Origin of the sequence: Bradyrhizobium sp. CSA207, assembly GCF_029051685.1 — a bacterium.
Classification (GTDB): domain Bacteria; phylum Pseudomonadota; class Alphaproteobacteria; order Rhizobiales; family Xanthobacteraceae; genus Bradyrhizobium.
This window is the reverse complement of sequence record NZ_JAACFT010000036.1, coordinates 1-21,745: the sequence shown is the minus strand read 5'-3', so window position 1 is coordinate 21,745 and position 21,745 is coordinate 1. Positions and strand designations below refer to the sequence as shown.

Here is a 21,745-nt window from a genome sequence, read left to right as displayed (position 1 = left end):
CAAATCATAAAACTGCCAAATGAGGCAGACGGGGAGAAGCATGAGCGCTCAGGGAACGCCCAAAGCGGCGGACAAGACGACGGGGATGTCCAAGCCAACACCGAAGGGCGCCTGGACCGTTACCTTTCTCCTGTTTCTGTTCATGCTGGTGAACTTCGCCGACAAGATCGTCGTCGGTCTCGCCGGCGTACCGATCATGACCGAGCTGAAACTCGAGCCGGAGCAGTTCGGCCTGCTGGGCTCGTCGTTCTTCTTCCTGTTCTCGATCTCGGCCATCGTGGTCGGCTTCATCGTCAACAAGGTGCCGACGCGCTGGGTGCTGCTGACGTTGGCCGTGATCTGGGCGCTCACTCAGTTCCCGATGGTTGGCACCGTCAGCTTCACCACACTCGTGATCTGCCGCATCGCGCTCGGCGCCGGCGAAGGTCCGGCGGCTTCGGTCGCTATGCACGCGATCTACAAATGGTTCCCCGACGAGAAGCGCACGCTGCCGACCGCAATCCTGTCGCAGGGCTCGGCCTTCGGCGTCATCCTCGCCGTGCCGGCGCTGAACTGGATCATCGTCAACCATTCCTGGCACTATGCCTTCGGCGCGCTCGGAATCGTCGGCCTGATCTGGGTCGCGGCCTGGCTCGCGCTCGGCAAGGAAGGCCCGCTGGAGGACACCCAGTTTCTCGCGGCGAACGAGCCGAGGATCCCCTATCTTCAGCTCCTCACCTCACGCACCTTCATCGGCTGCGTGGCGGCGACCTTCGGCGCCTATTGGGCGCTGTCGCTCGGTCTCACCTGGTTCACGCCCTTCATCGTCAAGGGGCTCGGCTTTTCGCAGAGCCAGGCCGGCTTCATCTCGATCCTGCCCTGGGTGTTCGGCGCCACGATCGTGATCCTCACCGGCTGGATCTCGCAGGTGATGATGGCGCGCGGCTCGACCACTCGCATCGCGCGTGGCGTACTCGGCTCCGTGCCACTGGTGATCGGTGGCCTGATCCTGGCCACGATGCCGCATGTCCAGGGCGCGGGTTTCCAGATCGCCCTGCTCGTGGTCGGCACCGGCCTGTGCGGTGCCATCTATGTGGTTTGCCCGCCCATGCTCGGCGAATTCACTCCGGCCTCGCAGCGCGGCGCGGTTCTCGCGATTTACGGTGCGCTCTACACGCTCGCGGGCATTGTCGCGCCCGCCGTCATGGGCACCGTGATCCAGCGCGCCGGAAACATGGTCGACGGCTATATGACCGGCTTCACCATCAACGCCGTGATCATGGTCGGCTCAGGCCTGCTCGGCCTGTTGCTGCTGTGGCCGAACACCGAGCGCGCCAGGCTGACCGGCAACGCTGCCCCGCAGGCTGCCGCGCTGAAGGGCGCAGTGTCGCCGACGTAAGGGGCGGCGCTCTTACCCTCCCCTGGAGGGGGAGGGTCGATCACGCGAAGCGCGAGCGGGGTGGGGTGATCCGTCCACTCGGGCACCGTTTCTTTGGAGAGACCACCCCACCCCGTCTCACATTTTCGCTGCGCTCCATGTGAGCCGACCCACGAGCGAGCTTCGCTCGTCTCGGACCCCTCCAGGGGAGGGTAAGGGGACGACAGTTGAATACGTGGAGATACCGCCAATCAGTTCGCAGTGGCTTGCGCCCGCCGCTCCGTCAACGGCGACAGCAGCACCGTTGCCAGCATGAACATCACGGAGGCGCCGAACACCCAGTGCGGGGCGCTCTGGTCCATGATCCAGCCGAACAGCAGCGGGCTGACGATGCCGCCGAGATTGAAACCGGTGGAGACGATGCCGAAGGCGCGCCCCGCGGCGCCGGGAGGCGCCGCATTGCGCACCAGCATGTCGCGCGAGGGCGCGATCACGCCGGAGAGGAATCCCGCGGCCGTCATCGCCGCTGTCAAAGCCCAACCCGGCAGCGTGACCAAAGCGATCAGCAGCACGATCGCCGCGTTCACGGCAAAGCAGGCCGCAGCGACGTAGCCGTGGCGCTCGGTGTGGTCGGCGAGGAAGCCACCCGCCAGCACCCCGGCGGCGCTGGCGGCGAGGAACGCCGTCAGTGCGACATTGGCGGCGGAGTAGGAGACGCCGTAGCCGCTCATCAGGGCGACCACGCCGAAATTACTGATGCCGGCAACGGACAGGCTGAGCAGCATGAACAGCATGGTCAGTGTGATCAGGGCAGGTGTGATGACGGCATGCTTCGGCTCGGCCGCGTTGCCCGGCCTGTTCTTGTTGGCGCCGGCATCTGGAATGTTCATCAAGAGCAGCAGCAGCGCCACCAGCACGCCGATCGCGCCCGATACGATCAGCGCGCCGACGCCGCCGGATACAATGACCAGCGCTGCGACGATCGCCGGCGCCACCGCGCCACCGAAATAGCCGGCAAAGGTGTGAACCGAGAAGGCGCGGCCCATCCGCGCCTCGTCCATGTGCTCGGCCAGGATGGCGTAGTCGGCGGGGTGATAGACGCTGTTGGCGAGCCCGAGCAACACGGCGGCCGCGATCAGCGAGGTGTAGCTCAGGTGCAGGCCGAGGATGATCAGCGCAAGCCCACCGAGTGTCAGCCCGCCCAGCAGGATCCTTCGCGCGCCAAAATGGTCGACGAGATAGCCAGTCGGCGCCTGCGTCAGTCCCGAGACGACGGCAAGGACGGTCAGCGCGAAACCGAGCTCGACATAGCCGACGCCCAGCTGGCTCTTCAGGAACGGAAACAGCATCGGCAGGACCAGCAGATGAAAATGGCTGACCCAATGCGCGATCGAGATTCCGGTCAGCGTGCGCAGCGCGCTGTCCGCCTTGCCTTGTTGCGGTGCGGCGAGAACGTCGACCATTGCTACCGTTTCAGGTCCGTCAGGGAGCGCAAACTATCGGGGACTGCAGCTATTTGTCCATGAACGCAGGCGCATGGCAGCTAGTGCGGGTGGCAAAGCGAGGGGAATCCAGACGTCTCCACGTGGTCGTCCCGGCGAAGGCCGGGACCCATAACCTCAAGGAGCAGTGTGACGACGAATCGTCGTTCGGTACTACGACCATCCGCATAGATGGATCACGCGGTATGGGTCCCGGCCTTCGCCGGGACGACATTGAAGGGTGATGCGCGATCGCCAGTCAAGACGCAGCACTCACCGCGCTCACAACGGCTCGTCATCCGGGCCGTAACGATCGCGTTTCGGGGTGGCGATGTCGCCATCCTCGTAATCATCGCCGGTATCGTCGCGCGGGGGCGATGGCTGCTTCGTCTTGTCGCCCACCTTTTTGGGCGGCTCGCTTGGTTTGGCGGTCTTGGCCATGGCTGTTCCCGGATGGTGATGCGTCATCCGCTTCTAGCCTGAAAATATGTGCGGTCCCTGACTTATCTCAAGGGGCGAAACGATGACGTCAGCCCCGCATGACCGGCCCACCGGCCTTCTTCCAGGCGTCGATGCCACCGGCGATGTGAGCGGTGTTGGAAAGCCCGGCATCCTTGGCGGCGGCCACCGCCATCGCAGAGCGCTCGCCGAAGGCGCAGAAGAACACCACGCGGCGGCCGGTCGCCGCCGCGACCTCACGCAGCATGCCGCCGGGCTTCAGGCTCTCCTCGACGGACGGATAGGGCGTGTGCAGCGCGCCTTCGAGCGTGCCGTGCTTCATCCGCTCATTGGTCTCGCGCAGATCGACCAGCAGGATGTCGGGACGGCCGAGCGAGCGGATCGCCTCGGCCGCGCTGAGCGCGCGGCCCTCCTTCTCCAGCTCCTCCTGATGCAAGCCGACATGCATGTTGGCGGGCACCGCGACGTCCATCATCTTCGGATTGGGCAGCTTCAGATTGGCCATCAGCTCGATATATTCGTCGACCGAGCGCACCTGGAGCCGCGGATTGTAGCGCTTCTCCTCGCCGATGGTGGAGACGGTGTCGCCCTTGTAGTCATGCGCCGGAAACACCATCGTCTCGTCCGGCAATTTGAGCAGGCGGTTGAAAATCGAGTCGTACTGCGCGCGCGATGAGCCGTTCTGGAAATCGGTGCGGCCGGTGCCGCGGATCAGCAGCGTATCGCCGGTGAAGACGCGGTCGCCCATCAGATAGGAATAGGAATCGTCGGTGTGGCCGGGCGTGTACATTACGTCGAGCGACAGTCCCTCGATCGTCACCTTGTCGCCGTCGGCAACCCGCATCGCCACAACGTCGGCCTTGGTCTGGTCGCCCATGACGGTCATGCAATGGGTGCGGTCGCGCAATTCGCCGAGACCGGTGACGTGGTCGGCATGCAGATGAGTGTCGACCGCCTTGACCAGCTTGAGGTCGAGCTCGCGCAGCAGCTGGCAGTAGCGGTCGACCTTTTCCAGCACGGGATCGAGGATCAGCGCCTCGCCGCCCGGTCGGCTCGCCAGGACGTAGCTGTAGGTGCCTGAAACGCTGTCGAAGAGCTGGCGGAAGATCATGGCAACACCCGGCGCGAACTGATTCAGGTTTCTACTACGCCACGGGTTAAAAAGAGAAGCAAGTCACTGTGTGGAGAGGAAAATAGGGAATATTATTTTACGTAAGTGTCGATCCCGGCGGCCGTGGGAGGCCGCGCCTTTGTGGCCCATCCTTCGAGACGCCCGATGTTGGCGGGCTCCTCAGGATGAGGTCTTGTTCGCGGGAAATCCTAGACCCTCATGGTGAGGAGCGCCGCCCTTACGGCGCGTCTCGAACCATGAAGGCCGGCGGCGCTCGGCAAAGCATCCCACACGACAGCCTTCATGACTGGCGGAGAGATTACGGCCGCACCACCGTATAGCCATTCTCCGCCAAAGACAGGATCTGCCCCACGCCGACCTGCACCGGCGTGGCCGCAGGAATGAACTCCGGCCGCTTTCCCGTTTCCCGCTCGATGGTGTCGACGGTGTTGAGGCAGATGTCGAAGCGCACGCCCTGTGCGATCAGGCTTTCGACCTGCTTGCGGCGGTCGTTGCCGGCAAGCAAGAGATCGATGCCGGGGCCGAAGGCCACGACCTCGATCGCGACCTTGTCGGGATCGTAAGCCTTCAACAGGTTGTTGGCGACGCTGAGCACCAGCGCCTGCTTCTTCGCATCGCCGTCGGAGAGCTGGAGCACGACCTTGTGCTCGGCGAACGGCTTGTCCTGGAGCGGCACCTGCTGGGCCGAAGCCGGTGCGATCACCGTCCAGGCCAACAGCGTCAGCATCATCGCGCCAAATTTTTGCGAACGCGTCATCCCTGTCCTGCAATGCCCGGGTTGTCTTCGACACCCCTGAGCGTGACGCCGGAGCCGAGCCGCTCCGGCGGCATCAACCGGCCCGAGCGGAGATATTTGCCGACGACATCCCACACCGGCGCGCCCTGCTGGCCGTTGACCGACGCCCAGCCGGCGACCTTGTAGCGATGGTTTGCGTCGAGCGACTTTCCGTTGCCGAGCTTCAGCTCGGAGATGCGGCTGCCGATCGCGGCCGTCGGCGTGCAGGTATAGGCAAGGCCGCCGGCGCGAACCATGTCGCCACCCTGCTGATAATAGGGATCGGCGTTGAAGAGGTTGTCGCAGACGTCTTCCAGCACGTCCTTGATCTGGCCGCCCGTCATCTCCTGCACGTACGTCTCGGGATAGCTGATCGCTGTTTGCGCGAGCACGTCCTCCATGGTCAACCCCTGGCCGGACAGCAAGGTGACACCCCAGCGGAAGCCCGGCGACAGCGCAATCTCGGCATCGAGTTCGCTGCGCAAAGCGGTGCAGATCAGCTCGTCGACGGGCCCGGAAAAATTTCCGCGCCGATAGAGCAGGCGGTCCGGCGTGGCGATCTTCTCCAACCAGTCCGCCGCGTACGGCGCGCGCAGCCGGCCGATCAGCTCGGCCATCCCAGGATCGGGCTTGAGCAGTTCGGAATAGATGGGCAGCAGATGATACCTGACGTCGCTGACCTTGCCCTTGTCGAGCGCGAGATCGAGCACGCCTAGGAATTTCCCGTTGGATCCGGCATTGGTCACGAGCGTGGTGCCGCCCGCATTCTTCACCGCGACCGGCTGCGGGATCGCGTCGTGGGTGTGGCCGCCGAGAATGACGTCGATGCCGGTGACGCGGCTTGCGAGCTTGAGGTCGACATCCATGCCGTTATGCGACAGCAGGACGACGGCATCGACCTTGTCGTGTCCGCGCAACACGTCGACATGCTTCTGCAATTCCTCCTCGCGGATGCCGAAAGTCCAGTCCGGCGTGAACCGCTTTGGATGCGCGATCGGCACGTAAGGAAAGGCCTGGCCGATGATCGCGACGCGATGGCCGCCGAGCTCCTTGATGATCGACGGCTTGAACACGCGGCCCGTCGCCTTGTCGAAGGCTTGAGCGTCGTTGAAGGCGGCTTCCTCGGTCAGGAAGACGTTTTGCGCCAGAAACTCGCCCTTGAAGCGCTCGAGATTGTCCCGCAGCACCTGCTCGCCAAAGGTGAATTCCCAATGCCCGGTCATCGCCTCGATGCCGAGCAGGTTGGCGACCTCGACCATGTCGCGGCCCTGCATGGTATTGGCAAGGCCAGTGCCTTGCCAGAGATCGCCGCCATCCACGAGCAGGGTGTGCTTCTCGCCGGCGTCGCTGCGCAGGCGGTCGACCAGCGTCTTCAGATGGGCAAAGCCGCCGAGCTTGCCGAAGCGGGCGGCGAACTTCTCGAACTCGAAGCAGGTGAAGGCATAGGCATCGGCGCTGTCGGGCCGGATTCCGAACCGGTCGAGGAAGGCGCGGCCGACCAGGTGCGGCGGCTGTCCCATCATCTGGCCGATGCCGATATTGACGCTTGGCTCGCGAAAATAGACCGGGTTGAGCTGCGCATGCGTATCGGTGATGTGCAGGATCCGCGCGTTGCCGGAGCGCTCGATGTCGTAGATGCTCGCAGCGTCAGCGCCGCGGGCAAGCCGCGGCAGCCCGGCCGAGACGGCGGCAATGCCTACACTCTTCAGGAAATCGCGGCGGCGGATGGCCATCTCGAACTCGACGCGCCCTCAATGATCGCAAAGACAGTTCCACTGAGGAACAGTCTAGCGGATTTCCATCGTTTTCCAGGCCTCTTTTTCAGACGTGGCCTGGAAGATCGATGCCTTCGCCAGCGCCTCGGCCTCTTTCGCCGCGGCAAATGCACGATCGAAATCGCCGCCGTCGGCGGCTTTCCTGGCCGTGGCCAGCGTCGAGACGGTCGTGGTCCACTGGTGGCGCAAGGCGGCCGCCTCCTTCGATGCGGCTTCTGCGGCGACATAGGCCGCCTTGTAGTCCGCCTCGGTTGCCGCGCGCGCGGGTGGCGCGAAGCTCAGCGCGAGCAGCATGGCGATGGGAAGTGACCGCTTCATGGCCGCGCTCCCGGTCCGGAAATCGGCAGGCCGTTGGCGACGTAGGAGAGGAAATACTCGACGTCGCGATATTCATCCGCCTGCGGTTCCAGCGGAACCGCGCGGGTCTGGCTGTTGCAGGTGATGAAGCGGCGGCTGGTCGTGCCCATGCCGCTCCATTCGGAGCGGTAGATCGGCATCGCGTTCAGGATGCCGAGTGCCGGCGCCAGGATCTCGGCGCGGATGCGCTCGCCCGGGCTCTGCACGTGGCAACTGGCACAGGAGAAGTTCATCTGACCGCGCCGGGTGTAGAAATAGCGCTTGCCGTTCTCGAACGCCGCCAGTGCACGCGGATCGTCCGGGATCTTGATGTCCATCGGCTTGCCGCGCGAGGTGAAGGCCATGTAGGCGGTCAGCGAGGCCATCTCGTCCTTGACGTAGGAATAGGGCGCTTCGCCATTGGCCTCGCGGCAGCGGTTGAGCGCGAGCTCCAGCGTGACGACCTTGCCTTCCTTCTCGTCAAAGTAAGGATAGTTCTGGCGGATGCCGATGCCGCCGTTCGGGAAGCAATCGGCATAGGTCTTGCCGTTCTTGAACGGCGTCGCGAACATCTCCTTGCCGGCATCGAGCGCGAACTCGTAGGGCGGGAATTCCTCCTTCTCCCGCCATTGCCGCTTCATGTCCTCGTTCATGGAATAAGGACCGTTGACGAAATCCTCGTGCCTCACGTTCGGAAACTTCTGGAAGAAGAAGTTCTGGAACGCTTTTGCGTCGGCGACAGGGTCGACCTTGTCTGCTGCGACCACGCGCGGGGACGCAAACGCAAGCGCCGCGAGCGCGACGAAGGCTGAACCGAGAAGGATCGCAGCGCGCCGTGTCATCACGAAATCTTCGCGGTGGTCGTATCCGACACACCCTTGTTGTCGGTCCAGGAAACCTTGAGGTCGTCGCCCTTCTTGGCCCCCTTGAAGCTGAACTTGACGTAGGGGTCTTTGGAAACCGCGGTGCCCCATTCGGCGACGAAGACGTCCTTGCCGTTACATTCGAACTTCAGCTCCTGGATGAAATGCGCCGGGATCAGTTCGCCCTTGGAGTCCTTGACGAAGCCGGTATCCATCGGGTGCTGGATCAGCGCCTGCACCTCGGTGATGTCGCCGTTGGCGGTGGCGCGGACGCGAATGCTGGATGCCATCTCGAACTTCCTCCCTTAACCGCCGCAGCCGCCGACGGTGACTTTCACTTCCTTGGTCGCGCTGTAGAGCTTGCCGTCGGCTTCCACGATCGCGGTCACGTTGGTGGTCTTGGCCATCTTCAGGCGGTTGGCGACACTCGCCATCGTGCCGTCAGGAATCCTGTAGGAAGCTGCGAGCGCATTCGGATTCTCCGCCACGAAGAACGAGATCGAGGTCACCTTGTCGAGCGTCGTCGTCACCGAGATCGGCACCACGCCGCCGTTCTCGGCGATCTCGGGCGCATCTAACTTGACCTTGTCGGAGGGTTCGGCGTTCCTGCCATAGAGCGCCTTGATCGCGTCCGCCTCGCCCTTCTGCTTGAACGCCTCTTCCGGATATTTGTCATTGGCCGCGGCGCGCGCGGGGGCTGCGAACGGCAGATTGCCGAGGCCGAGCAGCGCGACCGAGGCTGCGCCCTGAAGGATCAGGCGCCGCGTCGCGAGAGGGGGTTTGTGCATCTCAAATCTCTCCTGGTCGGTCCCTTGGCCGGCCGTCACAGGGTTTGCAGGAAATCGACGATCGCGCTGATCTCCTGTTCGGTCAAAATCCGGTTCCGGCCGAACGGTGGCATCATCGACTGCGGGTTGCGCTTGGTCTCGTCGAACAGGATCGCGACCAGGTCGTTGCGGTCGGGGTATTTCGCCTTGATGTCCTTCAGCTCCGGCCCGATCGTTCCCGGCAGGTCGCCGCCCTTGATGACATGGCAGGTCAGGCAATTGCCCTTGCCGCGGTCGAAGGCGAGTTTTTGGCCGTCGGTCACAGTGGATTGCGCCAGCGCCGGGCTCGCGGCGAGGCCGGCGACGATGGCCAGCATGAACAGCAGGGGCTTCCAGGACAGGGCGGTCAAGGCGTCATTCCAAGGCGTCGTTCCAAGACGTTATGTCGATGATCTCGTTGGCGGAAACAGGAGCGTTCCAAAGCACAAAGGGCATCGCCTGACAATCAAGACTATGCGCGCGCCAAAATGGAGTTAATATCTTCCGCATTACAACTAAAGAGATTATTTGTTCGGGGATTCGGTCCTTGAGCGCAGGCCGGTGATTTTGGAGCGTTCGGGCGCTCATCGAGTTTTCATCTTCGTTCTCCAGTTTTCAGGGGACCTCAAATTGGCTGACTATGTCGTTGAATTTGGCAGGGACGGCGGCCGGGTCGAGCCGGACGGGCGGCTTGATGCGCCGGCATTTCATCGCAATCACGAGCCGATCTGGGCGGCCCTGGAAAAGCACCTCGCCGGGACCTCGGGCAACGTGGTCGAGGTCGGCAGCGGAACTGGCCAGCACGTGGTCCATTTCGCCCGCCATACGCCCGGCCTGATCTGGTGGCCGAGTGACCTCAACCAGCGGCACCTCAAGAGCATCGAGGCCTGGCGCGTGCATTCCGGCCTGCCGAACGTCCGCTCGCCGCTGCGGATCGATCTGTCCGATCCGCACTGGTGTCCGGAGATCGAGAGCGGGCAGGGGCCGACAAGTCTCGCGGCCGTGTTCTGCGCCAACGTGATCCACATCGCGCCATGGGATGTGGCCAAGGGCCTGTTCGCCGGCGCCGGCCGCTATTTGCGCGCCGACGGCAAGCTGTTCCTCTACGGCCCGTTCAAGCGCGACGGCAAGCACACCGCGCTCAGCAATGCCGTGTTCGACACCTCGCTGCGCGAAGGCAATCCCGACTGGGGCGTGCGCGACATCGGCGATGTCGAGGAACTGGCGCGAGGCGCGGGGCTCACATTGATTGACACGCTCGAGATGCCCGCGAACAATCTCGTGCTGGTGTTTGAGCGGGGTTAGGCGGCGGCGTTGCTGCGAACCTGCTCGGCCTCGTGGTTCGAGACGCGCCGTGAGGCGGCGCTCCTCGCCATGAGGGTCTAAAATCTCGCCGCGAAACGAGACCTCATCCTGAGGAGCCGCGCAGTGGCGTCTCGAAGGATGGCCGCGAAGCTCCTGTACCTCAGGACGGGAGGCCCCAGGCCTCGCCGTCCCGCCAGCCGATCTTGTCCGTCAAGAACTGATAACCCAGCACCTCGAAGCCGGCGCGCTCCTTGTTGTCCTTGCCGTAGCCGTGGCCGCCCGCCGCCGGCTCGTAGAACCAGGCCTCGTAGCCCATTGCCTGGAGCTTTGCGGCCATCTTGCGCGCGTGACCGGGATGGACACGGTCGTCGCGCCGCGTGGTGGCGATCAGGATCGGCGGATAGGACTGGCCGGGTTTTGCGTTGTGATAGGCGGAGTAGGTCTTCAGCCACTCCCATTCCCCGGCCTTGTCGGGATCGCCATATTCGGCGATCCAGCTCGCGCCCGCGAGCAGCTTGGTGTAGCGGCGCATGTCGATCAGCGGGATGGTGCAGAACAGCGCGCCGAAACGCTCTGGATAGCGCACCAGCATGTTGGTGATCAGGATGCCGCCGTTCGATCCGCCCTGTGCGGCGATCCACTTCGCTTTCGTGACGCCGCGGCGGACGAGATCGGCGGCCACGGCCGCAAAATCGTCATGCGACAGCTTCTTGCCGGCGAGCCGGCCGGCATCATGCCAGCGCGTGCCGAACTCGCCGCCGCCGCGCAAATTCGCCTGCACGACGGTGCCGCCGCGCTCCAGCCACAGCTTGCCGAGCGAGGCGTTGTAGTACGGCTTCACCGCGAGCCCGAAGCCGCCATAGGCGGTCATATAGACCGGCGCATCGCCGGTCTCGCCGGCAGGGCCGGTCTGAACATAAGGTATGCGCTCGCCGTCGATCGAGATCGCCTCGTGCTGCGTCACCACGAGACCGTCGGCGGTGAACGTCCTCGGCGCCTGCTTCAGCACGGTGGGGCTTGTCACGCCGCGCTCGATCAACAGCAGCGACGGCGGCGTGAGCGGGTCCTGCACATTGGCGAGCAAATCGCCATTGCTCTCGGATGCATGACGATCGAGCGGCCAGACATCGACAACGCCGATGCCGGGAAGGCCGCCGAGTGTCTGGCGGCTCCAGCCCCTGGTCGACGGCGTGCAGATCTCGAAGCGCGGTCTGAGCTCGTCGAGGATCGAGAGCACCAGCTTGCCCGCGGTCCAGAAGAAGCCTTGTAGCGCGCGTCGCGGTCCGGGCTCGAACAGCAGCGTGAAGTCGCGGCTGCCGGCCATGAACGCCGGGAGCGAAATGCCGAGCACGGCGTCAGCGGCATAGGTTCGCCCTTCGCTCGACCAGGCCTCGCGCAGCTTGATCGCGAACCAGTCGCCATGCGCTTGCAGCCAGATGCCCGTCGGCAGGTCCAGCTTTTTCGTGGCGCCGGCTTCGTCGCGCAGCCAGATGGCGTAGTTGAAGAAATCGATCTGGTCGGTGATCCAGGTGCGCGGCTTTGCTCCGGTGTCGTCGGCACTGCCATAGACCATCATATGATCGGCCGTGGTCTCGAAGATCATTTGCGCCTGATCCACAGGCTGGCCGCGCCGCCACAGCCGAACGGTCCTTGAATATCCAGAGCTCGTTGTCATGCCCTCGCCATGAGCACTGGACAGCAGCAGCGTGTCCGGATTGAGCCAGTCGACGCCGCCCTTGGCTTCCGGCAGCGCAAAGCCATCAGCGACGAAGCTCTTCGTGTCGACGTCGAATTCCCGCAAGGTGACGGCGTCGCTGCCGCCTCGCGACAGGCTCAAGATGACTTGCGACTGTCCCGGCTGCGAGCTGATCGAGCTCAGCAGCCAGTCTTCGCCTTCGCGCGCCGCGAGCTGGTCGATATCCAGCATGATCTCCCACGCCGGGCTGGCTTTGCGAAACTCCGCCAGAGTGGTCCGCCGCCACAGGCCGCGCGGGTTGGCAGCGTCCTTCCAGAGATTATGAAGATGCGTGCCGCGGCGGCTGACATAGGGAATGTTGTCGGGCCGGTCGTAGATCGCGGCGAGCGTGTCACGGTCGCGTTCGAACGCAGGGCCGCCGAATTTGTCGAGCGTCACCCTGTTCTGCCGTTCGACGAAATCGAGCGCGCGCGGGCCTTCGATCTCCTCCAGCCAGAGCCAGGGATCGTCATCGGGCATGCCAAGCGTGGGCCTGTCGTCGATGGACATGATGCAAACTCCGCAAACATCGCGCGGCGGGATAGGATTTGATCGAGCGCAAGCCGTCAAGAGCGTGGCCCGGTATCATCGGTCCGATTGCGTCAGAGGCATGGCCTGCGCCCGTTTGCGCCGGTTGCTCCCCCTCCCGCGCCCCTCCATAGTGCCGGGAATCAACTAGGCCCTTGTGAGCTCCTTTGGGGCGGAAATGCCGATGCTTGACGTGACTTCTACCGACGAAATCGCTGCCGGCGCCGGCGCCCGCGTGCGTACCAATGTGGTGCGCCTTGCGGCGGCGCAGGCGCTGACCGGCGCCAATTCGGCGGTGATCTTCGCCACCGGCGCGATCGTCGGCGCCACGCTTGCGCCCGACATGTCGTTCGCGACCGTGCCGATATCGATGTATGTGGTGGGGCTTGCCGCCGGCACGCTGCCGACCGGCGCGATCTCGCGCCGCTTCGGCCGCCGCGCCGCCTTCGTCATCGGCACCGGTTGCGGCACGCTCACCGGCCTGCTCGGCTCGTTCGCGATCCTGCACGCTTCGTTCACGCTGTTCTGTGTCGCGACCTTCCTCGGCGGCCTCTATGGCGCGGTGGCGCAATCCTATCGCTTCGCCGCCGCCGACGGTGCCAGCGCGGCGTACCGGCCCAAGGCGGTGTCCTGGGTGATGGCCGGCGGCGTGTTCGCCGGCGTGCTCGGTCCGCAGCTCGTGCAATGGACCATGGACGTCTGGTCGCCTTATCTGTTCGCCTTCAGCTTCCTGGTGCAGGCTGCGGTCGCGCTGGTCGCGATGGGCATCGTCGCCGGCGTCGACATGCCGAGGCCGGCGCCGGCGGATCTCCATGGCGGGCGGCCACTGCTCACAATCGTGACCCAGCCGCGCTTCATCGCGGCGGCGTTGTGCGGCGTCATCGCCTATCCCATGATGAACCTGGTGATGACCTCGGCGCCGCTCGCCATGAAGCTGTGCGGCCTTAGCCTCAGCGATTCCAATTTCGGCATTCAATGGCACATCGTCGCCATGTACGGACCGAGCTTCTTCACCGGCGCGCTGATCGCCCGTTTCGGTGCGCCCAGAATCGTCGCCGCCGGCCTGCTGCTGGAAGCAGGTGCCGCCACGATCGGTCTCTCCGGCATCACCGCGATGCACTTCTGGGCCACGCTGATCGTGCTGGGTGTGGGGTGGAATTTCTCCTTCATCGGCGCCTCCGCGCTGGTGCTGGAGACGCACCGCCCGCAGGAACGCAACAAGGTGCAGGCCTTCAACGATTTCCTGGTGTTCGGCATGATGGCGATCGGCTCGTTCTCGTCGGGCCAGCTGCTCGCCAATTTCGGCTGGTCCGCGGTGAACATGGTGGTATTCCCGCCGGCGCTGCTCGGCCTCGTCGTGCTCTCGCTCGTCTCCTGGGCCCGCCGCCGCAGGGCACGGCTGGAAGCAGCGATGGGCGAGTTCCCGGACGCGATCTGACTGGCAGGAGGCTGGCAGCAGCGTTGATACTTCGATCGCTGTCGAAGTGATTTTCTGAGAGAGAGTTAATAGATGTCGTCATGGCCGGGCTTGTCCCGGCCATCCACGTCTTTGCTGCGCGAAAAAAAGAACGTGGATGCCCGGGCATAGGCGAGCGGAAGCGACGCCGTCCTTCAGACGGCTATGCCCGGGCATGACGGAGCAAAACAAGCGGTAAGCAAAAATGCTCGACAATCCTCAACATCCCGCGATCGACGAATCCTCCCTCCGCTACGAAGGCTGGCGCATCGTTGCGGTCTGTTTCCTGCTTGCGACATTCGGCTGGGGGCTCGGCTTCTACGGCCAGAGCGTCTATGTCGCCGAGCTCCAGCGTGCGCACGGCTGGTCGGCCTCGCTGATCTCCTCGTGCACCACGTTCTTCTACCTGTTCGGCGCGCTGCTCGTGGTCTTCGTGGGCGAAGCCGTCAACAAATATGGCCCGCGGCTCGGCCTGATCGCGGGCACGCTGGCGATGTCGGCCGCCGCGGTTGCGATCGGCGCGGTGCGCGAGCCCTGGCAGCTTTATCTGGCGAATGCCGTGCTCGCCTTCGGCTGGGCCGGCACCAGCCTTGCCATGATCACCAACACGATCAGCCTGTGGTTCGACCAGAAGCGCGGCATGGCGATCAGCCTGGCGCTCAATGGCGCCAGTTTCGGCGGCATCGTCGGCGTGCCGCTGCTGGTGACCTTGATCGGCCAGATCGGCTTCGCCAGCGCGATGTTTACCGTCGCCGGCGCCATGCTGGTGCTGCTCGTGCCGGTGATCCTGATCGTCGTCGGCCGTCCGCCCGATCTCCACGGCTGGCGTGGGGCCGAGAAAGCGAAGCCGCAATCGTCGGCGCAGATCCGCACGCACGCCATGCGCGACGTCGGTTTCCTGACCGTGACGATCGCGTTCGCGCTGGTGCTGTTCGCGCAGGTCGGCTTCATCGTACACCTGATCTCGTTCCTCGATCCCGTGATCGGGCGCGAGCGCGCGGCGGTCGCGGTGGCGGTGCTGACCGCGATGGCGGTGGTCGGCCGCGTGCTGTTCTCGATGGTGATCGACCGCCTCAACCAGCGCCTTGCCTCGGCGCTGTCGTTCCTGAGCCAGGCCGCGGCGCTCCTCGTCGTCATCAATTTGCACAATGACTACGTGCTGATCGCAGCTTGCGCGGTGTTCGGTTTCTCGGTCGGCAACCTCATCACGCTGCCGTCGCTGATCGTGCAGCGAGAGTTCGATTCGGCCTCGTTCGGCGTGTTGATCAGCCTCAACACCGCGATCAACCAGGTGACCTATGCGTTCGGCCCCGGCGTGGTCGGCTTTCTGCGCGATCTCTCCGGCGGCTATTCGCTGCCGTTCTACCTCTGCATCGCGCTGGAGGTCGTGGCGGCCGCGATGATCATGGTGCGGGGGGTGCCTCACATGAAGACTTCGTAGGGTGGGTTAGCGAAGCGTAACCCACCAACTTAGTCCGGCATTTTGCCGAAGCGTGGTGGGTTACGCTTCGCTAACCCACCCTACGGGCTGCGCTCGCAATGACGAGGTGAGAGCGAAGTTCACCCCTCCCGCTGCCGTAACAATTCCTCGACATCCAGTCGTTTCGTGATCATCGCAAGCTTCCCATCCGCCGCGAACGGCCATCGCTCCCTAGGCCGGTCCCAATACAGCTCGACGCCGTTCTCGTCCGGATCGCGCAGGTAAAGCGCCTCGCTGACGCCATGGTCGCTGGCGCCGTCGAGCGCAATGCCGGCGGTGAGCACGCGGTGCAACGCATCCGCAAGCGCCGGCCGCGTCGGATAAAGGATCGCCGTGTGATAGAGTCCGGTCGTGCCCGGCGGCGGCGGCGAGCCGCCCTTGCTCTCCCAAGTGTTGAGCCCGATGTGATGGTGATAGCCGCCGGCCGAGATGAAGGCCGCACCGGAGCCCATGCGCTGCATCAGCTCGAAACCGAGCACGCCGCAATAGAAGCCGAGCGCGCGATCGAGATCGGCGACCTTGAGATGGACGTGGCCGATCCTGGTGCCGGCATTGATGGCTGGGTTCTGCGGCATGTGGCTGCTCCGTTGACCAGCTCCACTTAAGTCGGGCCCCGGGACAGTGCTACTGGCCTATCCCGAAACCCAGCGTTTCCCGATGCGAAACTGTGCACCGGAGCGGCAATCAGGCGAGCTCCGACACTTCGTCCTCGGGCAGTCCGAACTCGAAGGCGTTCAACGTCATCGACACCAGCGTGTAATAGCCGCACAGGCCGATCACCTCGACCACGCCGCGCTCGCCGAGCAGTTTCACCGCGTCGTCATAGAGGCCCTTCTCGACGCCATGGCCCTCATGCAGCGACTTCGCCAGATCGTAGATCATCTTAGCCTTGGGATCGTCGAACTCCGGTGTGCGGCGGTCGCGGATCGCGTCGATGATTTCAGGATCCATGCCGCCCGCCAGCGCGAGGCGCTTGTGGGCGTACCATTCGTAATGGGCCGTCCAGTGCCGCGCCGTCACCAGGATCGCGATCTCCGAGAGCTTTGCCGGAAAGATCGTATCGAAGCGCAGGACCTCGCCGAGCCGCGTGGCGTGACGGGCCATCTCCGGGCTGCTCAGCCAGGCCATCATCGGCGCCGGCGGCTTGCCGCGTTTGCCGGCGATCGACTCGTCATAGGTCTGCCGCTGGGCCTCGCTCATTTCGCCAGGCGAAAGTAGTTTCAGCCGCATCGTTGTTTCCTCTTCATTTTTAGGCATCGCCATGCCGGCCACTATAGCCCGATGCGGCGTGGCATGCGCGGCGGCGCGTCGTGGAAATGGTTGAATTCCACGGAGCGATGGCTCAGAGTCGCCTGCAACAAGCCGATTTCGAATGATGGAAACGATCCATGACAGACACCGTAGCGGGCGACTCCGAGGCCGCCGATCTCGAAACCTTCCGCGTTGAGACCCGCGCCTGGCTGGAGGCCAACTGCCCGCCGGAAATGCGCAAGCCCGCGACCTCGGATGCCGACGTGTTCTGGGGCGGACGCAACGCAAAATTCTCCTCCGAGCCGCAGCGCGTCTGGTTCGAGCGCATGCGCGACAAGGGCTGGACCGTGCCGGACTGGCCGAAGGAATATGGCGGCGGCGGCTTGAGCGCTGTCGAGCACAAGGTGCTGCGCGCGGAAATGGGAAGAATCGGCGCACGGCCGCCGTTGTCGAGCTTCGGCATCTGGATGCTCGGGCCGGCGCTGCTCAAATACGGCAACGAGGCGCAGAAGAAGGAGCATCTGCCGAAGATCGCGGCGGGCCTGATCCGCTGGTGCCAGGGCTATTCCGAGCCGAACGCCGGCTCCGATCTCGCCTCGCTCCAGACCCGCGCCGAGAGCGACGGCGACGACTTCGTCATCACCGGACAGAAGATCTGGACCAGCTACGCCAACTACGCCGACTGGATCTTCTGCCTGGTGCGCACCGATCCAACCGCGAAGAAGCATGACGGCATCAGCTTCATCCTGTTCGACATGGCCTCGAAGGGCGTCACGACCAAGCCGATACTCTTGATCTCCGGCTATTCGCCGTTCTGCGAGACCTTCTTCGACAATGTCCGCGTGCCGAAATCGCAGGTCGTCGGCACAGTCAACCGCGGCTGGGATGTCGCGAAATACTTGCTGCAGCACGAGCGCGCGATGATCTCGGGCATGGGCGAGCGCGGTGTCGGCCGTCCGCTCGGCCAGATCGCGGCCGACTCGGTCGGCACCGACGCAGCTGGCCGCCTGGACGATGCGATGCTGCGCGGCCGGATCGCCAGCTTCGATGTCGACGAGGCCGCGCTCGCCGCCTGTGCCGAGCGTGCCGTCGATCTTGCCAAGGCCGGGCAGGCGCATCCGGCGTTCTCCTCGGCGATGAAATATTACGGCACCGAGCTCAACAAGCGCCGCTACGAGATCCTGATGTCGGCCGGTGGCGTCGACGCGCTGGAGTGGGAGAGCGAACGCTCCAGGCAAGGCGCCCGCCCGCGCGCCTGGCTGCGCACCAAGGCCAACTCGATCGAGGGCGGCACGTCCGAGGTGATGCTCGGCATCGTCGCCAAGCGCATCCTCGATTTGCCCGGAGCCTAGCAAAAGTCCTCATCCTGAGGAGCGGCCGTCAGGCCGCGTCTCGAAGGATGGCCTCGTGGTTCGAGACGGCGCTACGCGCCTCCTCACCATGAGGGTGACCACCGAATCCAGTCGAACCGCATTTGTTGGAGCCCACCATGGCCCTCGTCCTCACCGAAGAACAATCGATGCTCCGCGATTCCGCACGCGGGCTGATCAGTGACAAGGCGCCGGTGTCGCATCTGCGGCACTTGCGCGACAGCAAGGACCCAACCGGCTTCTCCAAGGAGTTTTGGCATTCCTTCGCGGAGATGGGCTTTGCCGGCCTGCTCGTGCCGGAGGAGTTCGGCGGCAGCGGTCTCGGCTTCGTCGAGGCCGGCGTGATTATGGAGGAGATCGGCCGCACCCTGATGCCGTCCCCGTTCCTCGCCACCAGCGTGGTCGCGGCCTCGGCGCTGAATCGCGGGGGCAATGCCGCGCAGAAGGCGGAATTCTTGCCGAAGATTTCCAGCGGCTCGCTGCTTGCGACGCTTGCGATCGACGAGGGCGCCAAGCATCGTCCGCTCCAGACTAATCTTCAGGCCGTGCGCGCCGGCAATGGTTTCAAGCTGAGCGGTGCCAAGGCGCTGGTTGTCGACGGCCATGTCGCCGATCTCCTGATCGTCGCGGCGCGCACCGTGGGCTCTCCCGGTGAGCGCGAGGGCCTGACGCTGTTCCTGGTCAACCCTGCGGCCAAGGGCGTCGCGGTCGAGCGCACCATCATGGTCGACGCGCACAACGCCGCGCGGATCGAGTTCGCGAACGTCGAGGTCGACGCGGACAGCGTGCTCGGCGAGGTCGATCAGGGCGCCGGCCTGCTCGACGGCGTGCTCGACATCGGCCGCGGCGCGGTGGCCTCCGAAATGGTGGGCTTGAGCGAAGAGGTGTTTGGCCGCACCGTCGAGTACCTGAAGAGCCGCAAGCAGTTCGGCAAGCTGATCGGCGAATTCCAGGCGCTCCAGCACCGCGCCGCGGAGCTCTATGTCGACATCGAGATCACCCGCGCCGCCGTGATGAAAGCGCTGCAGGCGCTGGACGCCGATATTGCCAAAGCAGCGTCAGCCGTCGCGGTGGCAAAAGCCCGCGCCGGCACCACCGCCACGCGCGCGGTGCAGGAAGGCGTGCAGATGCACGGCGGCATGGGCATGACCGACCAGTTCGACATCGGCTTCTTCATGAAGCGCGCGCGGGTGTGCGAGGAGTTGTTCGGCGATGCGAATTACCACACCGAGCAGCTGGCAAGGGCGCGGGGGTATTGAGCTCGGTAGCCTGGGCAGCGAAATCCGGGTTCGAGGCTATTGCGTGAGGCGCGGCAGGGCCGCCTTACACTCGGTGTCGTCGCCCGGCTCGACCGGGTGATCCAGTACGCCGCGGCTTCTCCGTATACGATTGGCGTCTCGGAGTACTGGATCGCCCGCCTTCGCGGGCGATGACAGCGGAGAAGAGGGACAGCGCCTGCCCCAAGCTCGTCATTGCGAGCGCAGCGAAGCAATCCAGAATCTTTCCGCGGAGGCAGTCTGGATTGCTTCGTCGCGTCCGCCATCGCTCTTCGAGCGACGGCGTCCGCTTCTCGCAATGACGGCCGCCTACCGCACCGGCGGCGCGTATTGCACGCCGCCCGCGTTCCAGAGCTGGTTCATGCCGCGCGGGATCTTCAGCTTGGACTTCTCGCCGATATTGCGCTCGTACATCTCGCTGTAATTGCCGACGTGGCGGATGATGCGGACAACCCAGTCCTTGGTGAGGCCGAGCTGCTCGCCGTAATTGCCTTCAGTGCCGACCAGCCGCATCACTTCGGGCTTCTTCGACTTCAGGGCCTCGTCGATGTTCTCCGAGCTGACGCCGAGCTCTTCGGCGTTGATCATCGCGTAGAGCGTCCACTTCACGATCATCATCCAGTCGTCGTCGCGCTGGCGCACGACGGGCGCCAGCGGCTCCTTGGAGATCATGTCCGGCAGGATCATGTGGTCGCCGGGTTTGGACAGGTTCAGCCTTAGCGCGTAGAGCTGGGAGACGTCGGCGGTCAGCGTGTCGCACTTGCCGGTATCATAGGCCTTGACGACGTCGTCGAGCTTGTCGAACTTCACCTCTTCGTACTTCATGTTGTTGGCACGGAAGTAGTCGGCGACGTTGAGCGCCGTGGTGGTTCCGGACTGCACGCAGACCTTGCTGCCGGTCAGGTCCAACGCGGTCTCCTTGTTGCGCGCGCGCGGCAGCATGAAGCCTGCGCCATCGTAATAGGCAACCGCTGGGAAATAGAGGTCGTAGTCGAGCTCGCGCGCCATGCTCCAGGTCGAGTTGCGCGAGAGGATGTCCACCTTGCGGCTCTGCAATTCCTTGAAGCGCTCGCTGGCATCGAGCGGAACGAATTTGGCCTTGGCCGGATCGTTGAAGATCGCCGCGGCCACCGCGCGGCAGAAATCGACGTCGAAGCCGGTCCAGTTGCCCTTGTCGTCCGGGATCGAGAAGCCCGGCAGGCCCTTGTTGACGCCGCACAACACCTCGCCGCGGCGAACGGTGCGCTTCAAGGTGCGGGTATCGTAGAACTCATAGATCACCGCCAGGGCGCCAACCAGCACGGCAACCGCGAGCCCGATCAGCAGGCCGCCTCGAAATGTGCGCATCATGTCTCTCTCTCGAAAATATCGGGAAAAGGAATTTGGACGAAGGCGGGAAGCATGATCCGGAAAAGTGCGAAGCGCTTTTCCGAGAAGATCATGCTCAAACCATAACCCTCAGAGTTCGGGCTTCTGCCGCACCACCACCTTGGTGCCGACCGGGACGCGATCGTAGAGGTCGGCCACGTCGTGGTTGACCAGCCGGAAGCAGCCCGAGGAGACCTTGGTGCCGATGGTGTCGGGACGGTTGGTGCCGTGGATGCGATAGACGGTGGTGCCGAGATACATGGCGCGGGCGCCGAGCGGATTGCCGGGGCCGCCGGCCATGAAGCGCGGCAGATAGGGCTGGCGCTGGATCATCTCCGGCGGCGGCGTCCAGTCCGGCCATTCCTTCTTGTTGGCGATGTTCAGCAGCCCCTGCCACTGAAAGCCGTCGCGGCCGACACCGATGCCGTAGCGGATCGCACGCCCGCCCGGCTGCACCAGATAGAGGTGGCGCTCGGAGGTTGAGATGATGATGGTGCCCGGCGCCTCGGTGGTGCGGAAGTAGACGACCTGCTTCTGCCATTCCGGATCGAGTTCGTAGGCGTCGTCGGCGACCAGGCCCGGCTCGTCGCCGCGGTCGGGCTGCTGGGCGACGGCCTGGGGCGGAGAAAGGATCAGGCCGATCGCGGCCACAAACATCCCCGTCAGGCGACGAAAATCCGTCATTTCAAGCTCTCCCCGCTGCCACAGCGCAAATCATTCAGAACCATCTGAACTCAGGGGCACCTTCGTGGCAAGTTGATGGCGCGCCCAGCTGGTATGTCACGAGAATGCTTTGGTTTTTTGACGAGCCCCGCGCAATGCCACAAACAGGGGATGGCGCGAAAAGCAGTGCTCCCGACATCGCCCAGCGGTTGAGGCATTCCTAGAGCGTGATGAATTGAAGTCGAATCGAGTCGGGCCAACACCGCGCACTCTCCGTTCCCTCCCCCCTTGTGGGGGAGGGGCAGGGAGGGGGGTGCCACACGGGGAC

Annotated in this window: 21 protein-coding genes; 6 read left to right on the top strand and 15 right to left on the bottom strand. The window is 64.4% G+C overall.

Annotated elements, in window-relative coordinates:
• Window positions 1-40: 40 nt before the first annotated feature.
• Window positions 41-1,378, top strand: coding sequence for an MFS transporter (locus tag GWG65_RS32070; protein ID WP_275199495.1), 1,338 nt, complete (start codon window positions 41-43; stop codon window positions 1,376-1,378).
• A 230-nt stretch (window positions 1,379-1,608) separates the two neighbouring features.
• On the opposite strand, the gene GWG65_RS32065 is transcribed toward GWG65_RS32070, so the two are convergent.
• The 10 genes from GWG65_RS32065 to soxX form a co-directional block, all read right to left on the bottom strand.
• Window positions 1,609-2,820, bottom strand: coding sequence for an MFS transporter (locus GWG65_RS32065; protein WP_275199494.1), 1,212 nt, complete (start codon window positions 2,818-2,820; stop codon window positions 1,609-1,611).
• 300 nt (window positions 2,821-3,120) lie between these two features.
• Window positions 3,121-3,279, bottom strand: coding sequence for a hypothetical protein (locus GWG65_RS32060; RefSeq protein WP_275199493.1), 159 nt, complete (start codon window positions 3,277-3,279; stop codon window positions 3,121-3,123).
• An 88-nt stretch (window positions 3,280-3,367) separates the two neighbouring features.
• The gene (locus GWG65_RS32055; RefSeq protein WP_275199492.1) at window positions 3,368-4,408 is read right to left on the bottom strand and encodes an MBL fold metallo-hydrolase; all 1,041 of its coding nucleotides are present in this window, start codon (window positions 4,406-4,408) and stop codon (window positions 3,368-3,370) included.
• A gap of 319 nt (window positions 4,409-4,727) precedes the next feature.
• Window positions 4,728-5,186: a hypothetical protein gene (locus GWG65_RS32050; RefSeq protein ID WP_275199491.1), complete on the bottom strand. Its 459-nt coding sequence runs from the start codon at window positions 5,184-5,186 to the stop codon at window positions 4,728-4,730.
• A complete protein-coding gene (soxB, locus tag GWG65_RS32045; RefSeq protein WP_275199490.1) occupies window positions 5,183-6,937 on the bottom strand; it encodes a thiosulfohydrolase SoxB in 1,755 nt (584 codons plus the stop codon). The genes GWG65_RS32050 and soxB overlap by 4 nt, the downstream gene beginning before the upstream one ends.
• Before the next feature lie 54 nt (window positions 6,938-6,991).
• Window positions 6,992-7,297, bottom strand: coding sequence for a hypothetical protein (locus GWG65_RS32040; protein WP_275199489.1), 306 nt, complete (start codon window positions 7,295-7,297; stop codon window positions 6,992-6,994).
• Window positions 7,294-8,157 carry a sulfur oxidation c-type cytochrome SoxA gene (gene soxA / locus GWG65_RS32035; RefSeq protein ID WP_275199488.1) on the bottom strand — a complete coding sequence of 288 codons (864 nt, stop codon included), beginning with the start codon at window positions 8,155-8,157 and terminating at the stop codon, window positions 7,294-7,296. Before soxA ends, GWG65_RS32040 begins: the two co-directional genes overlap by 4 nt.
• Entirely contained in the window at window positions 8,157-8,468 is a 312-nt protein-coding gene (gene soxZ / locus GWG65_RS32030) for a thiosulfate oxidation carrier complex protein SoxZ (RefSeq protein WP_275199487.1), read from the bottom strand. Before soxZ ends, soxA begins: the two co-directional genes overlap by 1 nt.
• A 15-nt stretch (window positions 8,469-8,483) precedes the next feature.
• The gene (gene soxY / locus GWG65_RS32025; protein ID WP_275199486.1) at window positions 8,484-8,966 is read right to left on the bottom strand and encodes a thiosulfate oxidation carrier protein SoxY; all 483 of its coding nucleotides are present in this window, start codon (window positions 8,964-8,966) and stop codon (window positions 8,484-8,486) included.
• A 35-nt stretch (window positions 8,967-9,001) separates the two neighbouring features.
• Window positions 9,002-9,322, bottom strand: a complete 321-nt coding sequence (gene soxX, locus GWG65_RS32020; protein WP_275199554.1) for a sulfur oxidation c-type cytochrome SoxX — start codon at window positions 9,320-9,322, stop codon at window positions 9,002-9,004.
• Between the two features lie 292 nt (window positions 9,323-9,614).
• Here soxX and GWG65_RS32015 point away from each other — a divergent pair, with 292 nt between their 5' ends.
• Window positions 9,615-10,289, top strand: coding sequence for a DUF938 domain-containing protein (locus GWG65_RS32015; protein ID WP_275199485.1), 675 nt, complete (start codon window positions 9,615-9,617; stop codon window positions 10,287-10,289).
• 160 nt (window positions 10,290-10,449) lie between these two features.
• Here the strand turns inward: GWG65_RS32015 and GWG65_RS32010 are convergent, their stop codons facing one another.
• The gene (locus GWG65_RS32010) at window positions 10,450-12,534 is read right to left on the bottom strand and encodes a prolyl oligopeptidase family serine peptidase (RefSeq protein WP_275199484.1); all 2,085 of its coding nucleotides are present in this window, start codon (window positions 12,532-12,534) and stop codon (window positions 10,450-10,452) included.
• A 202-nt stretch (window positions 12,535-12,736) separates the two neighbouring features.
• On the opposite strand from GWG65_RS32010, the gene GWG65_RS32005 reads away from it, so the two are divergent.
• Both GWG65_RS32005 and GWG65_RS32000 read left to right on the top strand, forming a co-directional pair.
• Complete coding sequence (locus tag GWG65_RS32005; RefSeq protein WP_275199483.1) at window positions 12,737-13,990, top strand: MFS transporter; 1,254 nt, start codon at window positions 12,737-12,739, stop codon at window positions 13,988-13,990.
• Window positions 13,991-14,213: 223 nt separating this feature from the next.
• Complete coding sequence (locus tag GWG65_RS32000; protein ID WP_275199482.1) at window positions 14,214-15,449, top strand: MFS transporter; 1,236 nt, start codon at window positions 14,214-14,216, stop codon at window positions 15,447-15,449.
• Between the two features lie 119 nt (window positions 15,450-15,568).
• Here GWG65_RS32000 and GWG65_RS31995 read toward each other — a convergent pair whose 3' ends face one another.
• Complete coding sequence (locus tag GWG65_RS31995; RefSeq protein WP_275199481.1) at window positions 15,569-16,063, bottom strand: VOC family protein; 495 nt, start codon at window positions 16,061-16,063, stop codon at window positions 15,569-15,571.
• A gap of 109 nt (window positions 16,064-16,172) precedes the next feature.
• Window positions 16,173-16,718: a carboxymuconolactone decarboxylase family protein gene (locus tag GWG65_RS31990; RefSeq protein ID WP_275199480.1), complete on the bottom strand. Its 546-nt coding sequence runs from the start codon at window positions 16,716-16,718 to the stop codon at window positions 16,173-16,175.
• Window positions 16,719-16,876: 158 nt separating this feature from the next.
• Between GWG65_RS31990 and GWG65_RS31985 the strand changes: the two genes are divergently transcribed.
• Entirely contained in the window at window positions 16,877-18,091 is a 1,215-nt protein-coding gene (locus GWG65_RS31985; protein WP_275199479.1) for an acyl-CoA dehydrogenase family protein, read from the top strand.
• A gap of 137 nt (window positions 18,092-18,228) precedes the next feature.
• The gene (locus GWG65_RS31980) at window positions 18,229-19,368 is read left to right on the top strand and encodes an acyl-CoA dehydrogenase family protein (protein WP_275199478.1); all 1,140 of its coding nucleotides are present in this window, start codon (window positions 18,229-18,231) and stop codon (window positions 19,366-19,368) included.
• Window positions 19,369-19,695: 327 nt separating this feature from the next.
• Here GWG65_RS31980 and GWG65_RS31975 read toward each other — a convergent pair whose 3' ends face one another.
• Both GWG65_RS31975 and GWG65_RS31970 read right to left on the bottom strand, forming a co-directional pair.
• A complete protein-coding gene (locus GWG65_RS31975) occupies window positions 19,696-20,733 on the bottom strand; it encodes an amino acid ABC transporter substrate-binding protein (RefSeq protein ID WP_275199553.1) in 1,038 nt (345 codons plus the stop codon).
• 111 nt (window positions 20,734-20,844) lie between these two features.
• On the bottom strand, window positions 20,845-21,438 hold the full coding sequence (locus tag GWG65_RS31970; RefSeq protein ID WP_275199477.1) for a L,D-transpeptidase: 594 nt from the start codon (window positions 21,436-21,438) through the stop codon (window positions 20,845-20,847).
• Between the last annotated feature and the right edge of the window lie 307 nt (window positions 21,439-21,745).